Source organism: Pseudomonas sp. Xaverov 259 (assembly GCF_019352915.1).
GTDB lineage: Bacteria > Pseudomonadota > Gammaproteobacteria > Pseudomonadales > Pseudomonadaceae > Aquipseudomonas.
The window spans coordinates 294,329-312,376 of sequence record NZ_JAAAFV010000031.1; the positions used below are offsets into that span (position 1 = coordinate 294,329).

The 18,048-nt window shown below is 60.5% G+C and carries 17 protein-coding genes; 12 read left to right on the forward strand and 5 right to left on the reverse strand.

What is annotated here, in order from left to right:
* Positions 1-135: 135 nt before the first annotated feature.
* Both K0H48_RS11925 and K0H48_RS11930 read right to left on the reverse strand, forming a co-directional pair.
* Positions 136-801 carry a response regulator gene (locus K0H48_RS11925; protein WP_219267605.1) on the reverse strand — a complete coding sequence of 222 codons (666 nt, stop codon included), beginning with the start codon at positions 799-801 and terminating at the stop codon, positions 136-138.
* Positions 776-4,159, reverse strand: a complete 3,384-nt coding sequence (locus K0H48_RS11930) for an ATP-binding protein (RefSeq protein WP_219267606.1) — start codon at positions 4,157-4,159, stop codon at positions 776-778. Before K0H48_RS11930 ends, K0H48_RS11925 begins: the two co-directional genes overlap by 26 nt.
* 302 nt (positions 4,160-4,461) lie before the next feature.
* Between K0H48_RS11930 and urtA the strand changes: the two genes are divergently transcribed.
* The 11 genes from urtA (at position 4,462) to K0H48_RS11985 (ending at position 15,389) form a co-directional block, all read left to right on the forward strand.
* Positions 4,462-5,670, forward strand: a complete 1,209-nt coding sequence (urtA, locus tag K0H48_RS11935; RefSeq protein WP_219267607.1) for an urea ABC transporter substrate-binding protein — start codon at positions 4,462-4,464, stop codon at positions 5,668-5,670.
* Positions 5,671-5,789: 119 nt separating this feature from the next.
* The gene (gene urtB, locus K0H48_RS11940) at positions 5,790-6,707 is read left to right on the forward strand and encodes an urea ABC transporter permease subunit UrtB (RefSeq protein WP_053256607.1); all 918 of its coding nucleotides are present in this window, start codon (positions 5,790-5,792) and stop codon (positions 6,705-6,707) included.
* Positions 6,708-6,717: 10 nt separating this feature from the next.
* Positions 6,718-7,869: an urea ABC transporter permease subunit UrtC gene (gene urtC, locus K0H48_RS11945; protein ID WP_219267608.1), complete on the forward strand. Its 1,152-nt coding sequence runs from the start codon at positions 6,718-6,720 to the stop codon at positions 7,867-7,869.
* Entirely contained in the window at positions 7,866-8,624 is a 759-nt protein-coding gene (gene urtD, locus K0H48_RS11950; RefSeq protein ID WP_138815131.1) for an urea ABC transporter ATP-binding protein UrtD, read from the forward strand. Before urtC ends, urtD begins: the two co-directional genes overlap by 4 nt.
* A gap of 10 nt (positions 8,625-8,634) precedes the next feature.
* Complete coding sequence (gene urtE / locus K0H48_RS11955; protein WP_138815132.1) at positions 8,635-9,324, forward strand: urea ABC transporter ATP-binding subunit UrtE; 690 nt, start codon at positions 8,635-8,637, stop codon at positions 9,322-9,324.
* 207 nt (positions 9,325-9,531) lie between these two features.
* Positions 9,532-10,761 carry a formamidase gene (gene fmdA, locus K0H48_RS11960; protein ID WP_138815133.1) on the forward strand — a complete coding sequence of 410 codons (1,230 nt, stop codon included), beginning with the start codon at positions 9,532-9,534 and terminating at the stop codon, positions 10,759-10,761.
* 2 nt (positions 10,762-10,763) lie between these two features.
* Positions 10,764-11,111 (forward strand): FmdB family zinc ribbon protein, encoded by a 348-nt coding sequence (locus K0H48_RS11965; RefSeq protein ID WP_219267609.1) that lies wholly within the window; start codon positions 10,764-10,766, stop codon positions 11,109-11,111.
* Between the two features lie 254 nt (positions 11,112-11,365).
* Positions 11,366-12,409, forward strand: a complete 1,044-nt coding sequence (locus tag K0H48_RS11970; protein ID WP_219267610.1) for an aliphatic amidase — start codon at positions 11,366-11,368, stop codon at positions 12,407-12,409.
* A gap of 3 nt (positions 12,410-12,412) precedes the next feature.
* On the forward strand, positions 12,413-13,369 hold the full coding sequence (locus K0H48_RS11975) for an AAA family ATPase (RefSeq protein WP_219267611.1): 957 nt from the start codon (positions 12,413-12,415) through the stop codon (positions 13,367-13,369).
* 66 nt (positions 13,370-13,435) lie between these two features.
* Positions 13,436-14,008 (forward strand): DUF2239 family protein, encoded by a 573-nt coding sequence (locus tag K0H48_RS11980; RefSeq protein ID WP_219267612.1) that lies wholly within the window; start codon positions 13,436-13,438, stop codon positions 14,006-14,008.
* A 25-nt stretch (positions 14,009-14,033) separates the two neighbouring features.
* Positions 14,034-15,389 carry an MATE family efflux transporter gene (locus K0H48_RS11985; RefSeq protein WP_219267613.1) on the forward strand — a complete coding sequence of 452 codons (1,356 nt, stop codon included), beginning with the start codon at positions 14,034-14,036 and terminating at the stop codon, positions 15,387-15,389.
* Here K0H48_RS11985 and K0H48_RS11990 read toward each other — a convergent pair.
* Positions 15,373-15,966 (reverse strand): TetR/AcrR family transcriptional regulator, encoded by a 594-nt coding sequence (locus tag K0H48_RS11990; protein WP_219267614.1) that lies wholly within the window; start codon positions 15,964-15,966, stop codon positions 15,373-15,375. The genes K0H48_RS11985 and K0H48_RS11990 overlap by 17 nt on opposite strands.
* Before the next feature lie 141 nt (positions 15,967-16,107).
* On the opposite strand from K0H48_RS11990, the gene K0H48_RS11995 reads away from it, so the two are divergent.
* Positions 16,108-17,313 carry an MFS transporter gene (locus tag K0H48_RS11995; protein WP_219267615.1) on the forward strand — a complete coding sequence of 402 codons (1,206 nt, stop codon included), beginning with the start codon at positions 16,108-16,110 and terminating at the stop codon, positions 17,311-17,313.
* On the opposite strand, the gene K0H48_RS12000 is transcribed toward K0H48_RS11995, so the two are convergent.
* On the reverse strand, positions 17,280-17,645 hold the full coding sequence (locus K0H48_RS12000; protein ID WP_219267616.1) for a type II toxin-antitoxin system HicB family antitoxin: 366 nt from the start codon (positions 17,643-17,645) through the stop codon (positions 17,280-17,282). The genes K0H48_RS11995 and K0H48_RS12000 overlap by 34 nt on opposite strands.
* Positions 17,630-17,893 (reverse strand): type II toxin-antitoxin system HicA family toxin, encoded by a 264-nt coding sequence (locus K0H48_RS12005; RefSeq protein WP_219267617.1) that lies wholly within the window; start codon positions 17,891-17,893, stop codon positions 17,630-17,632. Before K0H48_RS12005 ends, K0H48_RS12000 begins: the two co-directional genes overlap by 16 nt.
* Between the last annotated feature and the right edge of the window lie 155 nt (positions 17,894-18,048).

The window sequence follows — 18,048 nt, forward strand, 5'->3', positions numbered from 1 at the left end:
AGACTTTTTGGTTACTTTTGTGTCTTTACAAAAGTGACCCGCCGTCAGGGCGGAACCCCAAGCCGCCATCACCGCAGCAACGGATATGTACACCACCAAAAGACCGCCACAGCACGCAAACCAGCCCCCACCTGCTCAGATCGCAGCTAACGCAACCGAGGTGGCAGCCGTGCGAGTTTCTACGCCGAGCTTCACATACACATGCTCCAAATGCTTGTTCACAGTGCGCGGGCTCAACCCCAGGATATCGCCAATATCCCGATTGGTTTTCCCACACGCCACCCAGCGCAGTACCTCCACCTCACGCTCGGTCAACTGAAACCTGGCCGATAACAGCCTCTGCGCCGGTGCGTCCTCCAGGGTCAACACACTCGGTTGCGTCGCCGCGCGTGCCGACAGCAGGATGCGCGACGTGCGCAAATGCGCCGCCACCCGCGCCAGCACTTCATCGGTCTGGATCGGCTTGGTCACGTAATCACTGCCGCCCACCTCAAAGCCCTGCACCACATGCTTGCTGTCGGTCAGCCCGGTCATGAACACCACCGGGATGTCCGCACTCTCAGGTTGCGCCTTGAGCCGACGGCAGGTTTCGAAGCCATCCAGGCCAGGCATCATCGCGTCCAGCAGTATCAGGTCGGGGCGCCTGCGTTGCACGCGGTTCAAGGCGCTGAGGCCATCGAGGGCCACCAGCACCATGTAGCCGGCGTCGTCGAGGGCGTCCGAGAGCATGGCGAGGTTGTCCGGTGTGTCGTCGACGATCAGCACCACGCCGGGTTCAGTGCTGCGGGTGAGTGCATTCATCTTCGGCCTCCTTAAGCGTTCGGTTGAGTTCATCCAGGCGGAAACCCTTGAGCAAACCACGCACTTTGCTGATGAAGGGTTCAGCGTCCGGGTTGCGTTCCAAGATAGTGTCGAGTTTTTCATGCAGGCCGCGCACATAGCCGATGGCGCTGAGTTCGGCGAGCACGGCGAGGTCTTCGCGGCTGGGCAGCACGCTGTGCCGCGCGGGTGCCATGAAGGTTTTGGTGCGGCGCAGCCATTGCAGGTCCAAATGCTGTTGCAGGCTCCCGAGCAGCTCCGGGGTGCGCACCGGTTTGGCCAGGTAGTCGTTGCAGGCGGCGGCAATACTGCGTTCACGGTCGTCGGTAAAGGCGTTGGCCGAGATCACGATAATAGGCGCGGTGGACAGCGCATTGCGGCGGATCAAGCGGCTGGTCTCATAGCCATCCAGGGTCGGCATCGACAGGTCCATCAGGATTAGGTCCGGCGCCATTAACGCCACCTGGCGGATCGCATCCTGGCCATTACTCGCCTGGATCACTTCAAAGCCCAAGGGCGTGAGCAGGCCGCTGAGCACTTTGCGATGGTCCACATGGTCGTCCACCACCAGGATGCGTCGGCGTGCGCCCTGATAACCGACAATGTCATGCTCCACATGCACCACCGCTTGCGGGGCGCGTACCTGGGACAGAAACAGGCGCACCTGGAAGCAGGTGCCCTTGTCCCGTTCACTGGTCACGCGCAGCTCGCCGCCCATCAGCGCGGTGAGCATGCGCGTGATGGTCAGCCCCAGGCCCACGCCCTTGTCCTGGCGCATCAGGTCGCCGCGTTCGAACGGCTGGAAGATCCGTTCGATCTGCTCCGGGTCAATGCCAATGCCGGTGTCGATGATTTCGAAGTTGGCGGTTTCGCGCATGTAGCTGACCCGCAGGCACACTTCGCCGCTGTCGGTGAAGTTCACGGCGTTGCCGAGCAGGTTGATCAGGATCTGTCGCACGCGTTTTTCATCACCGCGCACTACGGCCGGGATCTTGCCCACGCAGTCCAGGCGAAACCCCAGGCCTTTGTCCTGGGCCTGGGGCGTGAACATCTGTTCCAAGTCATGGATCAGCTCGGGGAAGGGGATTTCGGTAAGTTCCAGGCGCAGCTTGCCGGCTTCGATCTTGGCCACATCCAGCAAGCCATCGATCAGCGACACCAGGTGCGAGCCGCTGCGCAGGATGGTCGCCAGGGCGTCCTGATGTTGCTCGGGCATGGCCGGGTCGCGCTGCAGAATCTGGGTGAACCCGAGGATGCTGTTGAGCGGCGTGCGCAGTTCGTGGGACAAGCCAGTGACATAGCGACTCTTGGCCGCGTTGGCGGCTTCCGAGGCTTCCTTGGCCTGTTGCAGCGCCTGGTCGGTGAGGCTGTGGGCGTCGATTTCCTGCATCAGCAGCAGGGTCTGGCGGTCGGATTCTTCCTGGGCGACGCGCCGGCTTTCGCGGGTCAGCACCACCCACCAGGCGAGTACGGCGGCCAATACCGACAGGGTCAGGAAGGCCTTGAAGAAGGCTTGGTAAAGGGTTTCCGAATGCGGCAAACCCTGGGCAGCCTGCACGTAGATCAGCGCCAGTGCCCCCGCAAGCATCAGCACCAGCGCCAGCAACAACCCCAGGTAATGCGCTAACCGTGTGTGCAAACGCGGCATCAAGGTGTTGGGTAGTAACCCGCGCAACAGGCTTTCAAACTGGTTGGCCAGCCGCCCATGGGGTTTGCAGCGGTCACCGCAGCGCGCATCCAGTGAGCAGCACAACGAGCAGATTGGCGTGCTGTAGGCTGGACAGAACGCCATGTCGGCGGTTTCGAACGGGTTGCTGCACAGGCCGCAGACCGCGTGGGTTGCAGGCGCTATCGGGTGAATCAAATGCACAGGGCTGGTGCGTGCGATGTAGTACTTGCCGCGCGTCAGCCATGCGAGCAGCGGCGCCATCACCAGCGCCGTTCCCAGTGCCACGAACGGCGGTGCAGCCTCGGCCAGCGCGCCGAACAGGCCGAAGTGGGCGAGGATCGACAGCAGCGACGCGATCAGCATCGAGCCGACGCCCACCGGGTTGATATCGTAGAGGTGCGCGCGCTTGAACTCGATGTGTTTGGGCGACAGGCCCAGCGGCTTGTTGATCACCAGGTCCGCCACCAGCGTGCCGATCCAGGCAATCGCGATATTGGCGTACAGCCCCAGCACCTGATCGATCACATCGAATACGCCCAGCTCCATCAGCATCAGCGCGATGGCCACGTTGAACACCAGCCACACCACGCGGCCGGGGTGGCTGTGGGTAACGCGGGCGAAGAAGTTCGACCAGGCCAGGGAGCCGGCGTAGGCGTTGGTCAGGTTGATTTTCATCTGCGAAATGAACACGAACAGCACCATGGCACCGAGTGCCCATTCCGGCGAGCTGAACACGTAGCGGAACGCGACCAGGTACATCTGGGTCGGCTCGGCGGCGCGCTCCATGGGGATTTCATGTTGCAGGGCCAAGAATGCCAGGAACGCGCCGGCGAACATTTTCAATGCGCCGGGGATGATCCAGCCGGGGCCGGCGCAGAGCAGAGCGGCCCACCAGCGTTTGCGGTTGGCGGCGGTTTTTTCCGGCAGGAAGCGCAGGTAGTCGACCTGTTCGCCGATTTGCGTCACCAGCGACAGCGCCACGGTGCAAGCCGCGCAGAACGCCAACAGGTTAAAACTGCCGCCATCGCCGCTGCGCCCGACAAAGCTGGTCCAGTCGCTGAAAGCGTCGGGGTTTTTCCACCACACGAAGCCGTACGGCAGCACCAGCAACAGCAGCCAGATCGGCTGCGTCCACAGTTGCAGGCGGCTGATCAGGGTAACGCCATAGGCCACCAGCGGAATCACCAGCAGCGAACAGATCACGTAGGCGATGGCCAGCGGAATATGGAAATACAGCTCCAGCGCCAGGGCCATGATCGCCGCTTCCAGGGCGAAGAACAGGAAGGTGAAACTGGCGTAGATCAGCGAGGTGATGGTCGAGCCGATATAGCCAAAACCGGCGCCGCGGGTCAGCAGGTCCATGTCCACGCCGTAGCGTGCCGCGTAATAACTGATGGGCAGGCCGGTGAGGAAGATCACCAGGCTGATGGTCAGGATCGCCCAGAAGGTGTTGGTGAAACCGTAACTCAAGGACAGCACACCGCCGATGGCTTCGAGCGCCAGGAACGACACCGCGCCCAGGGCCGTGTTGGCGATGCGCAGTTCCGACCATTTGCGAAACGACTTGGGCGTGTAGCGCAGGGCATAGTCTTCCATGGTCTCGTCAGCGACCCACGTGTTGTAGTCGCGGCGGATCTTGATGATGCGCTGGGTGCCGGAAGGAGGGTGCACGGTGGGAGGCTCCGGGAAGAGGGCGGGTATAAATGAGCAAGTTCCATGCCCCGATTCAAAATGTGGGAGCTGGCTTGCCTGCGATGGCGCTGGGTCAGCCACTGCAGATGTGACTGGATAGACCGCTATCGCAGGCAAGCCAGCTCCCACATTGATCTGCGGTGGCGGGGCGGGCGCGATCCTGCCCTGAAAAGGTGCGCAGCGGCATACGTCAAATGACGTACCCCGTTACGTCAGGCTGCGTATACCCGTGCTGGCTGCCTGCCGCCATGCTGAACCCCTCATTGCAGAGGAGTCGCCCCATGGCATCACGATTGATTCGCTCCACACCGCTGTTGGCCTTGTCATTACTGGCGGCCGCTCTGTTCAGCCAGGGCGTGCTGGCCGATAACGAAGGCTTGGCCGTGACCCCCACCGAAGTCACTGTCGGCCAGTTGCACTCGGCCACCGGCACCATGGCGATTTCCGAGACCGGCTCGATCCAGGCCGAGCGCCTGGCCATCGAGCAGATCAACGCCTCGGGCGGGATTCTGGGACGCCAAATCAAGGTGATCCAGGAAGACGGCGCCTCCGACTGGCCGACCTTCGCGGAAAAAGCCAAGAAGCTGCTGGTCAACGACAAGGTCGCTGCCGTGTTCGGCTGCTGGACCTCGGCCTCACGCAAAGCCGTGCTGCCGATCTTCGAGAAAGAAAACGGCTTGCTCTACTACCCGACCTTCTACGAAGGCCTCGAACAGTCGAAAAACGTGATCTACACCGGCCAGGAAGCGACCCAGCAGATCCTCGCCAGCCTCGATTGGATCGCCAAGACCAAAGGCGCCAAGACGTTCTACCTGGTCGGCTCGGACTATATCTGGCCGCGCACCTCGATGAAGATCGCGCGCAAGCACATTGAAAACGTGCTGCACGGCACGGTGGTTGGCGAAGACTACTACCCGCTGGGCAACACCCAATTTGGTTCGCTGATCAACAAGGTCAAGCTGAAGAAACCGGATGTGGTCTTCGCAGCGGTCGTGGGCGGCTCCAACGTGGCGTTCTACAAACAGCTCAACGCGGCGGGTGTGAATTCATCCAAGCAAACATTGCTGACCCTGTCGGTCACCGAAGACGAACTGCTGGGCATCGGCGGCGAAAACATGGCCGGTTTCTATGCCTCGATGAAGTACTTCCAGAGCCTGGACAACCCCAACAACAAGGCCTTCGTTGCAGCCTTCAAGGCCAAATACGGCAAGGACGCGGTGATCGGCGACGTGACCCAGGCCGCCTACCTCGGGCCGTGGTTGTGGAAAGCAGCGGTGGAGAAGGCCGGCAGTTTCGACGTGGATAAAGTCGTCGCTGCAAGCCCTGGCATCGAGCTGAAAAACGCGCCGGAAGGCTACGTTAAGGTCCACGAAAACCACCACCTGTGGAGCAAGTCGCGCATCGGTGAAGTGCAGCCTGATGGCCAGTTCAAGGTGATCTACGAGTCGGATCTGATCGAGCCGAACCCGTTCCCCAAAGGCTATCAATAAGTTTCAGGCACCCACAGATCCAACTGTGGGAACTGGCCTTGTGTGGGAGCTGGCAAGCCAGCTCCTACATAAAGCACAAGCAGATTGCATTTCAACCTCCCGCTCAGGAGACCATCATCATGGAATGGCTATCGGAATTTGGGGCCATCGCGGCAATGCAGGGGTTCAACGGTTTGTCCGTGTTCTGCGTGCTGTTGCTGATGGCATTGGGGCTGGCGATTATCTTTGGTCAGATGGGCGTGATCAACATGGCCCACGGTGAGTTCCTCACCATTGGCGCCTACACCACCTACGTGTGTTCCAGCCTGACTGCGCACTTTGCGCCGAGTTTTCAACCCTATTACTTCTTCTTCGCCATCGCCCTGTCATTCCTGGTGGCCGGGGCCGTCGGCTGGCTGGTGGAGTGGGCGATGATCAGTCGCCTCTACAAGCGCCCGCTGGATACTTTGCTGGCCACCTGGGGCTTGTCGCTGGTGATGCAGCAAACCTTCCGTTCGGTGTTCGGCGCCCGTGAAGTCAGCGCCGAACCGCCGGCTTGGTTGATGGGCTCGGTGAACTTCACCGATGCCATCGAAATCCCGCGTAACGGCTTGTTCATGATGGGCCTGACCTTGCTGCTGACCGCTGCGATATTTTTGATGCTGTACCGCTCGCGCTGGGGCTTGCAGGTGCGCGCCACGGTGCAGAACCGCTTGATGAGCCGCGCAGTGGGCATCAACACGCGCAAGGTCGACCGCATGACCTTCGCCCTCGGCTGTGGCGTCGCGGGTGTGGCCGGTGCGGCGTTTACCACCATCGGTTCCACCGGGCCGACGGCGGGTTCGCAGTACATCGTCGACACCTTTTTGGTGGTGGTGTTTGGCGGCGCGCAAAGCCTGTTCGGCACCATCGCCTCGGCGTTCGTGATTGCCCAGACGCAATCGCTGTCGGAGTTTTTCCTCAGCGGTTCGATGGCCAAGGTACTGACCTTGTCGTCGGTGATTCTGATCCTGATGCTGCGCCCGCAAGGGTTGTTCTCCATCAAAGTGCGCAAGTAGAGGCGAGCAGATGAAGGCTTTAGACAAGCTGCTGGGTGGCCAGCAAAACCTGATCGGCATTGTGCTGTTGGCGCTGCTGATAGTGGTGGTATTCCCCCTGACGCTCGATGCGTTCCGCCTGAACATGGTCGGCAAGTACCTGACTTACGCGTTCGTCGCGGTCGGGCTGGTGCTGTGCTGGGGCTATGGCGGCATTCTCAGTTTGGGCCAGGGCGTATTTTTCGGGGTTGGCGGCTACTGCATGGCGATGTTTCTCAAGCTTGAAGCATCTGACCCCGAGAGCACTAAAATCCAGTCCACACCGGGCATTCCGGACTTTATGGACTGGAACCAGATCACCGAACTGCCCTGGCTGTGGCAGCCGTTCCACAGCTTCAGCTTTACCTTGGTGGCGGTGATTGCGGTGCCGGTGCTGCTGGCGTTTGTGATCGGCATGGCGCTGTTCAAACGGCGGGTGGGCGATGTGTATTTTTCCATCGTCACCCAGGCGATTGCGCTGATCCTTACGGTGCTGATCGTCGGCCAGCAAGGCCTCACCGGCGGCGTCAATGGCATCACCGACCTCAAGACCCTGCTCGGCTGGGACCTGCGCACCGACAGCGCGAAGCTGATTTTGTATTTTATCAACGCCGGTTTGCTGTTTGGCTGCATCTTTATCGGCCGGTTTATCCTCGCCTCTAAACTCGGCCGGCTGTTGATGGCCATGCGCGACAAGGAAGAGCGTGTGCGTTTTTCCGGCTATGACGTGGCCAGTTTCAAGATCTTCGTGTTTTGCGTGGCGGCTGCGTTTTCGGCGATTGGCGGGGCGATGTTTGCCTTGCAGGTGGGCTTTATGTCGCCTTCGTTTGTGGGCATCGTGCCGTCGATCGAGATGGTGATTTTCGCCGCAGTCGGCGGGCGCATGTCGCTGCTCGGCGCGGTGTATGGCGCGCTGCTGGTTAACTACGGCAAGACCTACTTTTCCGAGTCCTTTCCGGAGTTGTGGCTGTACCTGATGGGCGGGCTGTTTATTGCCGTGGTCATGTACTTTCCCAATGGTTTGGCCGGCTTGTGGGAAAGCCATGGGTGTCAGGCCCTGGCCAGGTTGCTGCGGCGCAAACCGGTGGTCAAAACTGCCACCAAAGCCGCCACTAAAACCAAGATCCTGGAGACCCAGCCATGACCGCCGTCGGCTTCGAAATGAAAAAACCGGTGCTGGCCATCGAAGGCCTCACCGTATCGTTCGACGGCTTCAAGGCAGTCGACAACCTCAACCTGTATATCGACCGCAACGAAGTGCGCGTGGTGATCGGCCCCAATGGCGCCGGCAAGACCACGGTGCTCGACCTGATCTGTGGCAAGACCCGCGCCACCAGCGGCAGCATCCAGTTCGATGGCCAGGAACTGACCAGGATGCGCGAGTACAACATTGTGCGCGCAGGCGTGGGGCGCAAGTTCCAGAACCCGTCGATCTACGAAAACCTCACGGTGTTCGAGAACCTCGAGATGTCGTACCCGGCGGGGCGCAAGGTCTGGGGTGCGCTGTTTTTCAAGCGCAGCGCCCAGGTGGTTGCGCGGGTGGAAGAAGTGGCCAGGGAGATCTTCCTCGGCGACTTGCTGCAACAACAGGCCGACCTGTTGTCCCACGGGCAAAAGCAGTGGCTGGAAATCGGCATGCTGTTGATGCAAGACCCCGAGTTGCTGATGCTCGACGAGCCGGTGGCGGGCATGAGCGTCAATGAGCGCGCGCAAACCGCTGAATTGCTCAAGCGCATCAGCCAGGGCCGTTCGGTGCTGGTGATCGAGCACGACATGGAGTTCGTCAAAAGCATCGCCCACAAAGTCACGGTGTTGCACCAGGGCAAGGTGCTTGCCGAGGGCAGCATGGAGTCGGTGCAAAGCAACCCTAAAGTCATCGAAGTGTATTTGGGCCACTGAGGAATCCGGCATGTTCAAGATCGACCAGTTGTCCTGCGGCTATGGCCAGAGCCAGATCCTTCATGACTTGGACCTCAACGTGGCCAAGCGCGAAATCGTTGCGGTGATGGGGCGCAATGGCATGGGCAAGACCACCTTGTTCAAGAGCCTGATGGGGATTTTGCCGCAGTGGAAAGGCCAGGTCAGTGTGGACGGGCACGACGTGTCGGCGCTGGAAACCCATGAGCGGGTGGAGCGTGGAATTGCCTATGTGCCCCAGGGTCGCATGATTTTCCCGAGCATGACCGTGCTGGAAAATATCCAGACCGGCTTGCCTGCATCCGCGCGCGGCAAGGTGCCGGAGGATTTGTATGCGCTGTTTCCGGTGCTGCATGACATGCAGTCACGCAAGGGCGGCAACCTTTCCGGCGGCCAGCAACAGCAGTTGGCAATTGCCCGGGCGTTGGCGACCAACCCCAAGGTGTTGTTGCTCGATGAGCCGACCGAGGGCATCCAACCGTCAATCATCAAGGACATTGCGCGCACGCTGAAGGAGATTCGCAACCTGCGGGATTTGACCATTGTGGTGTCCGAGCAAGTGCTGTCGTTTACCCTGGAAATTGCCGACCGGTTTTTGGTGATCGAGAAGGGCCGCTTCGTGATCGAAGAAACCCGCGACCGGGTGGATGAGGCGACTATCAGCCGCTACCTGTCCGTCTGAACAACACATGGCTTAATTGTGGGAGCTGGCTTGCCTGCGATAGCGGTCTATCAGTCACAGAAATGTTGACTGGACAACCGCTATCGCAGGCAAGCCAGCTCCCACTGTTTTGCGTGCGTGTCATACGTCATCCAACGTATTCCCCGTTTTACCCGGCTCGTCGAGACTGGATTCAACACTTCACACCATCCGTCCAGGAGCCTGTCCATGACCGAAACGCTGATCAAAGTCGACCTCAACCAACCTGTCACCGAGAACGAGCAGATCCATAACCGCTGGCACCCGGATATTCCGATGGCCTGTTGGGTCAAGCCCGGCGACGACTTCATCCTGGAAACCTATGACTGGACCGCCGGCGCGATCAAGAACAACGACGACGCCAGTGATGTGCGCGATGTGGACCTGTCCACCGTGCATTACTTGTCCGGCCCGGTGGGCGTGCACGGTGCCGAACCGGGCGACTTGCTGGTGGTGGATTTGCTCGATATCGGCGCCAAGGCCGACTCGCAGTGGGGCTTTAACGGGTTTTTCTCACGCCAGAACGGCGGTGGTTTTCTCACCGATCACTTTCCCAGCGCACAAAAAGCCATCTGGGACTTCAAGGGCATGTTCACCAGTTCGCGGCATATTCCAGGGGTTAATTTCGCCGGCTTGATCCACCCAGGGTTGATCGGCTGCCTGCCCGATCCGGTGATGCTTGCCGACTGGAACCGCCGCGAACAGGAACTGATCGACACCAACCCCACCCGCGTGCCGCCGCTGGCCAACGCGCCGCTGGCCGCGACCGCGCACATGGGCAAACTCAAGGGCCAGGCCCGCGACGATGCCGCCGCCACTGGCGCGCGCACCGTGCCGCCGCGTGAGCATGGCGGTAACTGCGACATCAAGGATTTGTCCCGTGGCTCGAAGATTTTTTTTCCGGTCTACGTCAACGGCGCCGGGTTGTCGGTAGGCGATTTGCACTTCAGCCAGGGCGACGGCGAAATCACCTTTTGCGGCGCCATCGAAATGGCCGGTTGGGTGCATATGAAGGTCGAGCTGATCAAGGGCGGCATGGCCAAATACGGGATTAAGAACCCGGTGTTCAAACCGAGCCCGATCACGCCGAACTACAAAAACTACCTGATCTTCGAAGGCATCTCTGTGGATGAGCAAGGCCAGCAGCATTACCTGGATGTCAATGTTGCTTACCGCCAGGCGTGCCTGAACGCGATCAACTACCTGACCAAGTTCGGCTATTCGCCAGCCCAGGGTTATGCGTTGCTCGGTTCGGCGCCGGTGCAGGGGCATATCAGCGGCGTGGTGGACATTCCCAACGCCTGCGCCACCTTGTGGCTGCCGACGGAAATATTCGAATTCGACATCAACCCCAACGCCAACGGCCCAACCAAGTTCCTTGACGGCAGTATCGACCTGCCCATCGCCCCGGACCTGTAGCCATGCCGACCTACGAATACGCCTGCCAGACGTGCGGCACCTTCACCCTGCTGCGCCCGATCGCGCAGCGCAACGAGCCCAGCCAGTGTCCGCACTGCGACGGGCCGGGAGGGCCGTTGCGGGTCTCAGCCCCGGCGCTGCAAACGCTGTCGGCCAACCAGCGCAAGGCCATCGCCGGCAACGAACGCAGCGCCCATGCGCCGCAGACCGTCGGTGAATATCAGCAGAGTCGCCGGCATCCGGCGGGGTGCAGTTGCTGTGGCACCAGTAAAAAAGTCGAGCCGAGCAAGGCCAACCCCTTGGGGCTCAAGACCAAGACCGGGCCACGGCCGTGGATGATCAGCCACTAGATCCCAATGCAAGATAGTTAATCAGCGAATTGTTGTTGTTGTTGTTGTTGTTGTTGTTGTTGTTGTTGTTGTTGTTGTGGCGAGCAGGCTTGCCCTGCGTTGGGCTGCGCAGCAGCCCCAAAACCAAGCACTGAGTTCTTGCAGGAAAAAACCGGCGCCTTTACTGGGGCTGCTTCGCAGCCCAACGCAGGGCAAGCCTGCTCGCCACAAGGGAACGTGGCGGCACACCTATGAACTTAATCAGGAGTGTTGTTATGCGTCATGGCGATATTTCCAGCAGCCCCGACACCGTCGGTGTCGCGGTGGTCAATTACAAAATGCCGCGCCTGCACAGCAAGGCCGATGTGATTGAGAACGCCAAAAAGATTGCCGAGATTATCGTGGGCATGAAGCAGGGCCTGCCGGGCATGGACCTGGTGGTGTTCCCGGAATACAGCACCATGGGCATCATGTACGACTACGACGAGATGATGGCCACCGCTGCGAGTATTCCCGGCGAGGAGACCGCGATTTTCTCCAGCGCCTGCCGCCAGGCGAACACTTGGGGCGTGTTTTCCCTCACGGGTGAGCGGCACGAAGAACATCCACACAAGGCGCCGTACAACACGCTGGTGTTGATCAACAACCTCGGTGAAATCGTGCAGCGCTATCGCAAGTGCATTCCCTGGTGCCCCATTGAGGGTTGGTATCCCGGCGATCGCACTTATGTGTGTGACGGGCCAAAAGGCATGAAGGTCAGCCTGATCATCTGCGATGACGGCAACTACCCGGAGATCTGGCGCGATTGCGCGATGAAAGGCGCCGAATTGATCGTGCGCTGCCAGGGCTATATGTACCCGGCCAAGGAGCAGCAGGTGCAGATGTCCAAGAGCATGGCCTGGGCCAATAACTGCTATGTGGCCGTGGCGAATGCCGCAGGTTTCGATGGGGTGTATTCGTACTTTGGCCATTCGGCGATCATCGGTTTTGACGGGCGCACCTTGGGCGAGTGTGGCGAAGAAGAAATGGGCATCCAGTATGCGCAGCTTTCGGTGTCGCAGATCCGCGATGCACGCGCCAATGACCAGTCGCAGAACCATCTATTCAAGTTGCTGCATCGCGGTTACACCGGCATGCATGCCTCGGGTGACGGTGACAAAGGCGTGGCAGACTGCCCGTTCGAGTTCTACCGCACCTGGGTGCTGGACGCGCAAAAGGCTCAGGAGAATGTCGAGGCGTTTACCCGCAGTACCGTCGGTGTCGCCGAATGCCCGGTGGGGCAGTTGCCCCATGGTGGCAAACAAAAGACGGCGGAGTAGGGCATGCGTTTTACCTTTGAGCCGGCCCAGGTCATGGCCTTGCTGCGCAGCCGTATCGTCGGCCAGGACGCAGCCTTGGCCCAGGTGGAAGGGCTGCTAAAAGTGGTCAAGGCCGATATCGGTGAACGCGATCGGCCACTGAGCGTCAACCTGTTCATGGGGCCGACCGGCGTCGGCAAAACCGAAATCGTGCGCCTGCTGGCCCAGGCGCTGCACGGTCGCGCCGACGGTTTTTGCCGCATCGATATGCACACGCTGGCCCAGGAGCATTACGCCGCCGCGCTCACCGGCGCGCCACCGGGGTATGTGGGCAGCAAAGAAGGCATCAGCCTGTTCAACAGCGAGTTGATCCAGGGCACCTACAGTCGTCCCGGCATTGTGCTGTTCGATGAATTGGAGAAGGCCAGCCAGGAGGTGGTGCGCAGCTTGCTGGGTATTCTCGAAAACGGCCAACTGACCCTGGCCGGAGGCACGCGAACGTTGGATTTTCGCAACAGCCTGATCTTCATGACCAGCAATGTCGGCGCGCAACAGGCGCGTCGGCATCGCCAACGGTTTGGCCAGGGTTGGCGGCGCTGGATACGCGCCTTGGTGCGGGGTGAGGCAGCGGTGCTGGAAGAGGCGCTGCACGCGCACTTCGAGCCGGAGTTCCTCAATCGCATCGACCGCATCCTGATGTTCGAACCTATCGACACTCAGTGGCTGAACGCGCTGCTGGAGGTGGAGCTGGGCAAGCTCAACCAACGCTTGGCAGCGCAACAGCGGTCATTGCATGTGGATGCGCAGGCGAGGGCGTGGCTGTGTCGTCGGCACGATGTGCGTTTTGGTGCGCGGTCGATGGGCCGACGCCTGCGGGTGGAACTGGAACCGGCGATTGCTGAATGCCTGCTGCGCGAACCCGCCGTGCAAGCGATGCGCGTGATCCTGCGTGGCGAGCAGTTGGAGGTTTCAGCGCAATAGCTTGCGAATTAGTAAATTATCGCTAATATAACCCGGGTAAAACAAATAACATCCGGGTAATAAGCTATGCCTACGCAAAACATACCGCTGTGCACTGCCTTTGTCCGTCACCAACGCGTGGCAGCCGGTGCCTATTCCCAGGTGGCCGAAGCGCTGGCCGGCCTTGAGCTGCCCACCGGCAGTTTCCTGGTCTTCGACGATGCCACCGGGACTCAGGTCGACTATCCGTGGCCTGCGGGGTATGCGCCTGTGCAAGCGACCCTGGCCGCAGTCGATGAAGAACAGCCTGCGGTACCTTCGGTCGGGCGCCCCAAGCTGGGCGTGGTTGCGCGGGAAGTTACCCTGCTGCCGCGCCACTGGGAATGGTTGGGCCAACAACGTGGCGGCGCGTCGGCGGCGTTACGCCGGTTGGTGGATGAAGCGCGCAATGTTCACGCAGCCCATGATCAAATGCGCCAGGCCAAAGAAGCCAGCTATCGTTTCATGAGCGCCATCGGCGGTGACCTGCCAGGGTTTGAAGACGCGTCACGGGCGCTGTTTGCGCAAGAGGGGGCTGACTTTTCCCATAAGATCGCGCATTGGCCGGTGGACGTGCAAACGTACCTGGCCTGGCTGTCACGCAATGCCTTTACTGCATAACAATAATTCTAGGATTCAAACCAGCATGGACGTCACCCCAAAGCGGCCGTTGTGGCAGATCTACCTGATGTTTCTGGCACCCATGGTGCTGTCCAACTTCCTGCAAAGCTTTTCCGGCACCCTCAACGGCATCTATGTCGGGCAGATGCTCGGCACCCAGGCGCTGGCGGCGGTGTCGGGGATGTTCCCTATCGTGTTTTTCTTTATTGCGTTGGTGATCGGCCTGGGGGCGGGCGCTTCGGTGTTGATCGGGCAAGCCTGGGGCGCCCAGGAAACCGCAATGGTCAAGGTGATCACCGGCGCCACCCTGACACTTGGCGCGCTGGTGGGCTTGATCGCGGCAGTGCTGGGCAGCCTGTTCGCGCGCCCGGCGTTGCAGGCGTTGGGTACGCCAATCGACGTGCTCGACGACGCGGTGGGCTATGCCCAGATGATGATGTTGATCATGCCGCTGCTGCTGGTGTTTATCCTCTACACCCAGCTGTTACGGGGCGTCAGCGATACGGTTTCGCCGTTGCTGGCGTTGATGGTCTCGACGCTGGTCGGCCTGCTGCTGACCCCGGCGCTGATTCGCGGCTGGATCGGCCTGCCGCCCATGGGGATTCAGAGTGCGGTGTATGCAGGCTTGGTGGGCAACGCGGCGGCCATGCTGTTTCTGATTTTGCGCTTGCGCCATAAAAACCATGTGATGGCGCCGGACCGTGAACTGCTCGCGGCCTTGCGCCTGGACCGGGCGATCCTCGGCAAAGTCCTGCGCATTGGCTTGCCAACCGGTTTGCAGATGGTGGTGTTGTCGCTGTCGGAGCTGGTGATTCTGGCGCTGGTCAACGGTCATGGCTCCCAGGCCACGGCCGCCTATGGCGCGGTGACGCAGATCGTCAATTACGTGCAGTTCCCGGCGCTTTCGATTGCGATCACGGCTTCGATACTCGGTGCCCAGGCGATTGGTGCCGGGCGCCTGGAGCGCATCGGTCCGATCCTGCGCACCGGGCTTATGATCAACCTGTGCCTCACCGGTGGCCTGATCCTGTTGGGTTACCTGCTGTCCCACTGGTTGCTGGGTTTATTCATCACCGACGACGCGGCGCGGCTCAATGCCGAGCACCTGCTGCATATCATGCTGTGGAGCATCCTGGTGTTCGGGTTCCAGGCGGTGATCGGCGGGATCATGCGCGCCAGCGGCGTGGTGTTGATGCCGGTGGTGATTTCAATCTTCTGTGTGCTGTGTGTTGAACTGCCGATGGCGTACCTGTTCAACGCGCACTTCGGCCTGGAAGGCGTGTGGATGGCATTCCCGGTCACCTACCTGGCGATGCTGGTGTTGCAGAGCGCCTATTACCGCTTGGTGTGGCGCCACAAGCAGATCAAACGGCTGGTGTGACGGGGTGCTTCAGGCCTTGCAGTAACAGTTCCAGCGCCTGCAGACCTTCTTGCAGGCGCAGGTTCGGTTGGTCATCGCGGGCGATCCACAGGGCCGTGTTGACCAGGCTGCCATTGATCAACTGAGCCAGCGCGACGCTGGGGGCTTGCGCAATGACACCGGCCTGCATCATCGACTCCAGCAACTGGCGCAGGGATTCCACGCACTGTTGCTGAGAGCCCGTATCACCGAGTACGGCAGGCGCATCCTGCAACACGATGCGTTGAATCTCGCCATCCTGAGCCATGCGCAAATAGGCGCGGCAGCGTTCGCAAAAGCCGCTCCAGGGCTCTTGCGCCTGGTCGCTGATGCCTTGCAGGCGCGCGTCCATTTCCGCGTCGAGTTGGGCGACTACCGCGGCCAATAAGCCTTTCTTGTCGCCGAAGTGGTGGTACAACGCACCGCGGGTGAGGCCGGCGCGCGCGGTAAAGTCATCCATCGAGGTGTTGGCGTAGCCTTGTGTAGCGAAAGCTTGGCGAGCGCTGGCGATCAGCCGGGCGCGGGTGGCGTCGATCATTTCGGTACGGGCTCGGCTCATGGGTAAGGCTCGTGTTAGCTCAGTGAGTGATTGACATACGCTGCGTATGTTACGCATGATTTGCCACATACGCACCGTATGTATTTTGCCTTGATACCTGCAAATCGCAAGGTTAAGGCGCTGAGGAAGAGGTTGAGCAGGATGGCAAATCCCTACGCCGAGTTATTCCAGGCCCCAGGCAGCCGGGCTTTTGTACTGGCGGGCATGCTGGCGCGCATGCCGATCTCGATGACCGGTATCGGCCTGATCACCATGCTCTCGCAGGTGCATGGCGGCTATGGCCTGGCAGGCTCGGTGGCGGCGGTGTTTGCCTTGGCGACGGCATTCTGCGCGCCGCAGGTATCGCGCCTGGTGGACCGCTATGGCCAGGGTCGGGTGCTGCCGGTTGCGGCGCTGATCGGCGGCGGAGCGTTGTTGCTGCTGTTGCTGTGCACACGTTTGCAGGCGCCAGCCTGGACGCTGTTTGTGTGTGCCGCACTGGCCGGGTGCATGCCGAACATGTCGGCCATGGTGCGGGCGCGCTGGACCGAGCTGTACCGCGGCCAGCCCAGGCTGCAAACCGCGTTTGCCCTGGAGTCGGTGCTCGATGAAGTGTGTTTCATCATCGGCCCGCCGATTTCGGTAGGGCTGAGCGTGGTGCTGTTCCCGGAAGCAGGACCATTGGTGGCAGCGGTGCTGTTGGCGGTTGGCGTCACCACGTTTGTGTTGCAGCGCGCGACAGAGCCGCCGGTGCATGCGCAGCAAGACCACCACGGCCGCTGGTTGATCGCCTCACCGTCGGTACTGATCCTGATGATCCTGCTGCTCGCCATGGGCGTGATCGTGGGTGTGGTGGATGTGGTCAGCGTGGCCTTCGCCCAACACCAGGGCCAACCGGCGGCGGCCAGTATCGTGCTGTCGGTGTATGCCATCGGCTCGTGCCTGGCAGGTTTGGCCTTTGGCACGCTGAAGCTGAAGGCTTCATTGCCGCGACAGTTTCTGTTTTGCGGCGTCGCCACTGCGTTGACCACCTTACCGCTACTGCTGGTGACCAATATCCCCGGTCTGGCGGCGGCGATTTTTATTTCCGGGCTGTTCTTTGCCCCAACGTTGATCGTCTCCATGGCCCTGGTAGAACAGGTGGTGCCGCCCAGCCGCCTGACCGAAGGCATGACCTGGCTGATCACCGGCCTGAGCATCGGCGTGGCCATTGGTGCGGCCAGCTCTGGTTGGATGATCGACCACTTTGGCGCTGCCAGCGGGTTCTGGGTGGCATTGGTGGCGGGCGCGGTGGTGTTGGGTTCGGCGGTGTTTGGGTATCGGCGCTTGGGCGGTCAGCCGAGCGTCGGTAGAGGTTCTGCGCAGTGATGTTGCAAAAACTCATTCAACGCCTGCCGCGTCAGGTCATTGAGTGTCACTTTCTTGCGCGTCGCCGCCAGGGCCGCCGCCAAATGCAGGTCGTGGCCGACGCGCACGTTGAATGAACCTTTACAGGGCTTCTCCGGGGTTTGCCCGAGTGTCTGACAGGTCACGAGGTAGTCATCCACGGCCTCACGGAACGCCGCGTCCAGCTCGGCGACGGTTTTGCCTTCGTAGCTCACCAGTGCCTTGATGAACAGCACCTTGCCGAACAGGCAGTTGTCTTCGAGGCTGGCTTCGATTGAGCCGATGTAGCCTTGGTGTTTCAGTTGGTTGTCCACTGAATCAGTTCTCCTGATTTCAATTGTTCGATGATCTGGCGCCGAATGTAGTGTTTCAGTTCGTTGCCGGGGTGAGGCCTGTGCAAGGTGATCATTGCACTGGGGATGCCGATATCGAATTTTACGCGGCTTCCAGCCCCTTCAATCTGTCTGTAGCCGAGCTGGTGCAGCAGCGTTACCAGCTCAGGCCAGGTAAAAGCCATGTGCTCATTGAGCAGTTTGGCGAGCAGCTTTTCATTTTTGGACACGGCGTTCCCTGCGTGTAACTAAATGTAGTTGCAAAAAGTGGTGTTCGTCAATGCTAGCTCGAGTTTGGGAGCTTTGGCTGAGATTGATGTAACCCTTGATGACACCGCGCTTCACGCCGCTTACGCCCCGCTAATTTTTCCTTGTCCGGTTCGTT